This is a genomic window from Actinocrinis sp. (assembly GCF_035650855.1).
Lineage (GTDB): Bacteria > Actinomycetota > Actinomycetes > Streptomycetales > Catenulisporaceae > Actinocrinis.
Genome location: NZ_DASRGV010000316.1, coordinates 1 through 2,124 on the forward strand (window position 1 = coordinate 1; position 2,124 = coordinate 2,124).

A 2,124-nucleotide genomic window follows, 5' to 3' on the forward strand; every position below is an offset into this window, starting at 1 on the left:
ATCAGTTGGACCAGCGCGACAAGCACGGACGGCTCGGGTACCATCTGAGTGGCTCCCTGTCTTGGTATGGCAACCAGATGGTACGGAGCCGCCGCGCCGGATTCCCATCCGGCGCGGCTTCTGATTTATGACCGGGCCTCGCTTAGTTGGCGGGCTGGAGCGCGGCGCGGCGTGACGACCGGCGCAGCGGTGCCAGCCGCCAGCGGCCGTAGGCGACGAACACCGCGATGAGCCCGACCACCGCCGCGAACAGCGCGCTCTCGGGCTGGCCGGCCGCGAGCTGGTAGACCGTCGCGCCAATCGTGACGAGCACCAGCCCGGCCGCGGCCAGCGGGGTCAAGCCGGGTCGAACGTGTAGCAGCCCGGGGAGCACCAGGCCGAGCGCGCCCAGCACTTCTGCTACGCCGATGAACCGCACGAACAGGTCCGGCAGGGGGATCGGCATGGGCAGCGTCTCGACCGGCAGGAGCAGCTTCGGCGCTCCGCTGCCCAGACCAAAGAACAGGGCGAGCAGCCCCTGCACGATCCACAACACCATGCTGAGCCTCTTCGTGTCTCCCATCGTCCGTCGCCTCCGTTGGATGGTTCCGGAAGCGGGCGGCCAGCCCGGCCGCCCGACATGACCCGGACTCTTCTGCAATGTCCCCCGAGGGGCGCCGCGACTGGTGCCCCACTCGGCCGCGTCGCCGCGAGCGCCCGCGCTACCGTGCCTTCTCGATCTGGGCCCGCAGGCGCGCCTCCTGCTCCCGCAGCTCGGGAGTGAACTCGGCGCCGAAGTCCTCGGCCTCGAACACCGGGCGGAGCTCGACCTCGCCGTCGATCCCCGTGGGATTCGGGCACCGCTTGATCCACTCGATCGCCTCGTCCATGGACTTCACCTGCCAGAGCCAGAAGCCGGCGATCAGCTCCTTCGTCTCGGCGAACGGGCCATCAATGACGGTCCGCTTGTCGCCGGAGAAGCGGACCCGCTTCCCCTTCGAGCTGGGATGGAGTCCCTCGCCCGCGAGCATGACGCCCGCCTTCACCAGCTCTTCGTTGTACTTCCCCATCGCGGCCAGCAGCTCCTGGCTCGGCATGACGCCCGCCTCGCTGTCGGCGTTCGCCTTGATCAGGACCATTACCCGCATGGTCACATCTCCTTCCGCGCGGGCTTGGAGTTGACCGCCCGGCCGGGACCGGCCGGGCGGTCGCCCACGCTCTGTCTATACGACGAACAGGGGGCGGCCAATTCGACATCCTGTACGCGCGAATTTGTTCGGCGTCCCAGGATGCGCGAACTGCCGCCCCGCCGCGGAGGTGCGGGCCGCTACCGCGAGCGGGCCACTAACCGCCCGCGATGGCCCCCACGATCAGGAACGGTTCGGTGCCCGAGGCCACCGCATCGGGCAACGGCGCGTCCGGCGGCTCGTTAGAGAGGTCCTCGCGACAGGCGAAGAACCGCACCAACGGGCGGCGCCACCGCGTCAGGTGGTCGCGGAGCGTCCCGCGCAGCACTGGGTACGCCGCCTCCAGCGCGTCGAGCACCGCGCCCTGCGTGACTGGTCCCTCGACGGCCAGCGTGACCTCGCCCTGGACCTGCGCCAGGGTGCGCAGGTGCGCCGGCAGCACCACGCGAATCATGGCAGCGTCTGCACTTCGACCGACAGCACGGCCGGCAGGTCGCGGACGATCGGCGCCCAGCTATCCCCGCTGTCGGCCGAACAGTACACCTGCCCGCCCGTCGTGCCGAAGTACACGCCGCACGCGTCCAGCGAGTCCACCGCCATCGCGTCGCGCAGCACGTTCACGTAGCAGTCCCGCTGCGGCAGGCCCTTGGTCAGCGGCTCCCACTCGCAGCCGCCGGTGCGGCTGCGGTAGACGCGCAGCTTACTGTCCGGCACGAAGTGCTCGGAGTCGCCCTTGATCGGGACGACGTACAGCGTCTCGGGCTCGTGCGCGTGCACGTCGATGACGAAGCCGAAGTCGGTCGGCAGGTTGCCGCTGACCTCGCGCCAGTTCTCGCCGGCGTCGTCGCTGCGCATGACGTCCCAGTGCTTCTGCATGAACAGCGTCCGCGGCCGCGACGGGTGCATCGCGAGCCGGTGCACGCAGTGCCCCACCTCGGCGTCCTCGTCGGGGATGGCC

The 2,124-nt window shown here is 70.1% G+C and carries 3 protein-coding genes and 1 pseudogene; all 4 read right to left on the bottom strand.

Annotated elements, in window-relative coordinates; all coding sequences use genetic code 11:
- Positions 1-142: 142 nt before the first annotated feature.
- A complete protein-coding gene (locus tag VFB40_RS22515; protein WP_324853840.1) occupies positions 143-562 on the bottom strand; it encodes a DoxX family protein in 420 nt (139 codons plus the stop codon).
- A 139-nt stretch (positions 563-701) separates the two neighbouring features.
- A complete protein-coding gene (locus VFB40_RS22520; protein ID WP_324853842.1) occupies positions 702-1,127 on the bottom strand; it encodes a YciI family protein in 426 nt (141 codons plus the stop codon).
- Positions 1,128-1,323: 196 nt separating this feature from the next.
- Entirely contained in the window at positions 1,324-1,620 is a 297-nt protein-coding gene (locus VFB40_RS22525; RefSeq protein ID WP_349261594.1) for a MoaD/ThiS family protein, read from the bottom strand.
- Positions 1,617-2,124 (bottom strand): annotated as a pseudogene (locus VFB40_RS22530) (exo-alpha-sialidase); the annotation flags it as partial. The gene VFB40_RS22525 and the pseudogene VFB40_RS22530, both read right to left, overlap by 4 nt.

What these genes read in the sequence shown, in the direction of transcription:
- VFB40_RS22525 (WP_349261594.1), bottom strand. Translation starts at nt 1,620, where the DNA reads ATGATTCGCGTGGTGCTGCCGGCGCACCTGCGCACCCTGGCGCAGGTC.
- VFB40_RS22520 (WP_324853842.1), bottom strand. Translation starts at nt 1,127, where the DNA reads ATGCGGGTAATGGTCCTGATCAAGGCGAACGCCGACAGCGAGGCGGGC.
- VFB40_RS22515 (WP_324853840.1), bottom strand. Translation starts at nt 562, where the DNA reads ATGGGAGACACGAAGAGGCTCAGCATGGTGTTGTGGATCGTGCAGGGG.